6 protein-coding genes are annotated in these 4,918 nt (G+C 36.9%); 1 reads left to right on the plus strand and 5 read right to left on the minus strand.

What is annotated here, in order from left to right:
* The coding region (locus AB1414_15565; protein ID MEW6608837.1) for a hypothetical protein at window positions 1-213 on the plus strand (213 nt) is incomplete at its 5' end.
* 123 nt (window positions 214-336) lie between these two features.
* On the opposite strand, the gene AB1414_15570 is transcribed toward AB1414_15565, so the two are convergent.
* The 5 genes from AB1414_15570 to AB1414_15590 form a co-directional block, all read right to left on the minus strand.
* Complete coding sequence (locus AB1414_15570) at window positions 337-1,041, minus strand: polyprenol monophosphomannose synthase (protein ID MEW6608838.1); 705 nt, start codon at window positions 1,039-1,041, stop codon at window positions 337-339.
* A gap of 323 nt (window positions 1,042-1,364) precedes the next feature.
* A complete protein-coding gene (locus AB1414_15575) occupies window positions 1,365-1,550 on the minus strand; it encodes a hypothetical protein (GenBank protein ID MEW6608839.1) in 186 nt (61 codons plus the stop codon).
* A 14-nt stretch (window positions 1,551-1,564) separates the two neighbouring features.
* Entirely contained in the window at window positions 1,565-2,233 is a 669-nt protein-coding gene (gene queC, locus AB1414_15580) for a 7-cyano-7-deazaguanine synthase QueC (protein ID MEW6608840.1), read from the minus strand.
* 219 nt (window positions 2,234-2,452) lie between these two features.
* Window positions 2,453-3,973 carry a glutamine-hydrolyzing GMP synthase gene (gene guaA / locus AB1414_15585; protein ID MEW6608841.1) on the minus strand — a complete coding sequence of 507 codons (1,521 nt, stop codon included), beginning with the start codon at window positions 3,971-3,973 and terminating at the stop codon, window positions 2,453-2,455.
* A gap of 291 nt (window positions 3,974-4,264) precedes the next feature.
* A complete protein-coding gene (locus AB1414_15590) occupies window positions 4,265-4,477 on the minus strand; it encodes a hypothetical protein (GenBank protein MEW6608842.1) in 213 nt (70 codons plus the stop codon).
* Window positions 4,478-4,918 lie beyond the last annotated feature (441 nt).

The following is a 4,918-nucleotide window of genomic DNA, read 5'->3' on the forward strand; positions in this document are numbered from 1 at the left end:
CCTTCATTTCTTGATATGATAGCTGCCTTACGCCGTAGTCTATGGGCTGAAATATTTTTTAATAACTCAACATTAGAAGTTAAGATGCAAAAAATTCCAGATGCTTTTAACCCTATTTTTACCACCTTTGACCAAAATCAAGACCCTAATAGACATAACGAGGCTTTAAATCCTCTTAATTTTTTAATTCAGACAGCCTCAATGTCACCATAAATTAACGAAACTCCAGGTTACTCTTCATTTACATATTTTCATTTTATATTTCTCATTTTGCAATATCCATTTTACATTTAAGCATACAGGTCGAAATTTGTTGAAATGATGAATAAAAATTCCTCAAAAGCCAAATCTAATTCTCCAGACAACAAATAATGCCTCAAAGATTATTCGTTTTGACATTTTTGATTGACCTAATCTTCTTTCCTCAAAAACAATAGGGACTTCTGTCAACTTATATCCTTTTTTATAAGCCCTGTATTTCATCTCTATTAAAAAAGAATATCCATCAGAAACAATATTCTTAAAATTTATCCCTTCTAATACATCTGCTCTATATCCTACAAACCCAGAAGTGCAATCATTTATTTTCAACCCGGTCACTATTTTTGCATAAAGATTGGCGAATCTTGATAAAATCAATCTTTTAATTGGCCAGTTGACGACACTTACGGTTCCATGTCTGTATCGAGAACCAACGGCAACATCATAATCTTTAAGTTCTGAGATAAATTCTGGTAAGAAGGCAGGATTATGAGAAAAATCCGCATCCATACTGATAATATAATCCACATCCATCTCCAGGGCGAATTGAAATCCTTCAATATATGCAGAGGCAAAACCTAACTTGCCTGTTCGATGAATCACAAAAACCCTGTCTGGAAATTCCTCTTTTAACTTATTTACTGCCTCTCCTGTTCCATCCGGCGAATTATCATCTACGATTAATACATTAATCTTGCCCTCTAAATTTAGTATCTGAGGAATAAGTTTTTGAACATTATCCTTTTCATTATAAGTTGGAATAACCACTAATGTGCTCATAATATTTTCAACCTCATATAGTTACCGATAACCATTCAGGTGGTAATTTACCGCAGAGACGTAAGAGGCTGCGTTTCTGCGGTGAACGGTTACCAAAACTTTATAGCACTTATTAATCGAAATTTGACCCAGATATGGCTATGAAATTCCAAATCACAAATTCCAAATAAATTCGAATGACCAAAATTCAAAACATTGCCCCCATAGTTTGGTATTTAGTACTTGAAATTTGGTGCTTATTTGAGATTTGGTGCTTGTGATTTGGGATTTTTTACTTATCCACTCTGAGTAAAATTTTGACTAATAACTGCTATAGTAGTTAGTTATTGGTCACTTTTTAGTTTTTTCTCTAAGACAACCGGTAATTTTTCGAGCAAGTCAATTACCTGGTTTAGCGAATCAACTATCTGTTTTAATCGAGAAAAAAGGATAGTTGATAAAGAAAAAGCCCAGATAAAAAATAGTGTCCAGATAGCTAAGATGATATAAAACATATATTGTTCTTCCATAATTCAATTCCTCCTTATTCTTTTATTCCTGCCTCCTTAAATCCTTTACTTCTTAAAACACAACTATCACACTTCCCACACGGTTTTTTTCCACCCTTGTAGCAAGACCAGGTGAGTTCAAAAGGCACATTCAGTTTAATCCCCAGTTGGACAATTTCAGCCTTAGATTTGTCAATTAAAGGGGTAAGGATTTTTATCTTTGAACCCTCAACCCCTGTTTTAGTGGCTAATTGGGCTAAATTGTTAAATGTGCTATAGTATTCAGGTCTGCAATCTGGATAGCCGCTATAATCTAAGGCATTAGCGCCAATAAATATAGTTTTAACCCCTATTGCCTCAGCATAGGATAAGGCAAAGGCAAGAAAGATAGTATTGCGCGCCGGGACATAGGTGGATGGGATTTCGGATTTCGGATTTCGGATTTCGAATTTCGAATTAGTCGGAATAGGTATTCTTTTATCAAGCAAGGAACTACCCAACCAGGGTAATTGGAATTTAATGATTTGGTATTCACAGCCTGTAATCACGGCTATTTTCCTGGCACATTGGACTTCTTTGCGGTGTCTTTGCTGGTAGTCAAAGATAAGGCAATGACACTTATATCCTTTATTTTTTGCCCAATAAAGTGTCGTAGTCGAATCCAATCCACCAGAAAGTAAAATAACTGCCTTTTTTGTCTGCATAATATTCCCCTTTCGTAAGCGTTCAGCCACAGAGGCACAGAGTTCACAGAGAATTAAGGAAATTAGTCACATAAGGACACGAATTCGCCCTACAAATCTTTTTGTTGTTCAGGGAGATTCGAGACAGTAAAACATCTAACGGGATTCATTCGTGATTATATATTCCCTCTGTGTTCTCTGTGGCTCTGTGGCTATATCTTGAACGGTTACCAATAATTTTTATTCCCACTCAATCGTTCCTGGTGGTTTAGAGGTAATGTCATAGACGACGCGGTTTATGCCCTTCACCTCATTAACAATTTTAGTCGCAATTTTATTTAGCAGGGAATGAGGTAGTTGTGCCCAATCTGCGGTCATAGCATCTTGCGAGGTGACCGCACGAACTGCAATCACATCCTCATAAGTTCGTTCATCTCCCATCACGCCTACTGTCTTAACCGGTAAAAATACAGCAAAACATTGCCAGAGTTTGTGATATAAATTAGCCTTTTTTATCTCCTGCTCAATTATCCAATCTGCCTCACGAAGGATATTTAATCTTTCCATAGTTATTTCGCCAATGATTCGCACGGCTAATCCAGGTCCTGGAAATGGATGTTGCCAGACAATTTCATCTGGTAAGCCTAATTCTTTAGCCAGAATTCGAACCTCATCCTTAAATAATTCTCTAAACGGCTCAATTAACTTCAGATGCATCTTTTCAGGTAGTCCACCAACATTATGATGTGTTTTAATCGTTGCCGAAGGACCTTTAGTTGAAACACTTTCAATTACATCTGGATAAAGAGTTCCCTGGGCTAAAAAATATACATCACCTATTTTTTTTGCCTCTTCCTCAAATACCTTGATAAATTCGTTTCCAATAATCTTGCGTTTTAATTCCGGGTTGGTGACATCTTTAAGTTTTGTTAGAAATCTTTCGCTGGCATCGCAATAATCTAAGTTGACATGGTAATAATCTCTAAAAGTCTTTATCACTCGTTGGGCTTCATATTTTCTTAGTAAACCATTATTGACAAATATGCAGGTCAATTGATTCCCAATTGCCTTATGAAGCAGAACAGCCACGGTTGATGAATCTACACCACCACTTAAGGCACAGATAATCTTTTTACTTCCTACCTTTTCTCTTATTTCCTTTATTTTACTATCAATAAATGATTCCATTGTCCAGGTAGGTGCAAGCTGGCAAATTTTAAACAGGAAATTTTTGATTATTTGCATTCCATAGGTCGTATGAGCTACTTCCGGGTGAAATTGAAGTCCATAGATATTTTTGCCCTCGTTTGCTATGGCACAGGCAGGTGAATTAGTGGTTTTCCCAATCACCTTGAATCCATCAGGTAGATGTTCTACTTTATCACCATGGCTCATCCAGACCTGTGAAAATGCAGGAAGTTCTGCAAAAAGAGAGGAAGAACTTATCATCTCTAATTTTGCCTTACCATACTCACGGCTTTTGGCACTTTTAACTTCACCTCCCAGACATTGCACTAACCATTGCATACCATAACAAATGCCTAAGACAGGTAGCCCTAACTCCAAAATTTTTGGCTTTCCAAGAGGTGCATCTTTATCATAAACGCTTGCCGGGCCCCCAGAAAGTATTATCCCTTTAAATTGCTTCAGTTCCTGTGCTGAAATGTTATAAGGCAATATTTTACAATAAATATGTTGTTCTCGCACCCGGCGGGCGATAAGTTGTGTATATTGTGAGCCAAAATCTAAAATTGCTATCATTATTAATTATTATATCCTTCTTTATTTCCATTGTCAAGAAAATTTATTCGCTTGCCGTAATGGCTCAGTGAAATGGGGGAATTGGTAGTCTAATCTTTTATTACCAGGAAAGGGTCAACAATGTTATTCCCCCTTAATAAAGCTTAGCCTGTCCCACAAGTTTTACTGTCCAAATATGGTCATGCTGGAGAGCGGAGTCCATTACAAAATTCCAAATCACAAATTCCAAAATACAAATAAATTCCAATGACCAAAATTCAAAATTCCAAACGATGTAAGTAATTATAGAATTCATCTATCTGGTTTAGGTAATGAGTGGAGAATAAAGACATCTGAGCCAAAATTTGTCTTCACGGAAGCATTACCTTGCGGCACATATACCTGGAAAGTAGAGGTTGTTACTCGATGTTCAAGTTTTTTAAAGGTATAAAGATTTAACCGCAAAGAGCGCAAAGGAAGATTTCGCAAAGGACGCAAAGAAAGGGAAATTACGGGACGGTTCATTTTATCGTTTTCCCGATGATTTGTTTCGGATATACACTTGTAAACATTCACAGAAAGTTGAAATTGGAAATTAGAAATTGGGCTTTTATTTCTCCCCCTAATTTCTAATTTCGAATTTCAACTCCATTTTCTAACCGCAAGATTTCGACCTGTGCGGTTAGAAATTAGCAGGAATGATGGGATAAGGATCTAAAGGTAGAAGTGTGATATGTCCCCCGCCAGCGGGGGAGATTTCAGCTCCCATCAACGGCGGGAACTTAAATTGGCAGTCTATAACCTAACCGCACAGGTTGAAAAATTGTAGTTGACATAACCCTTCGTTTGGTGTATACTCTTTGTATGAAAAAGAAACAGTGGCATCCCTTTTTCTCGCAAATATTAAAGGAGTTATTTGAACCAAAAGGGTTTAAGGTTGAGACTGAGGTAGAGGTTGGTCAGATA

The sequence above is a fragment of the bacterium genome (genome assembly GCA_040755795.1).
Lineage (GTDB): Bacteria > UBA9089 > CG2-30-40-21 > CG2-30-40-21 > SBAY01 > JBFLXS01.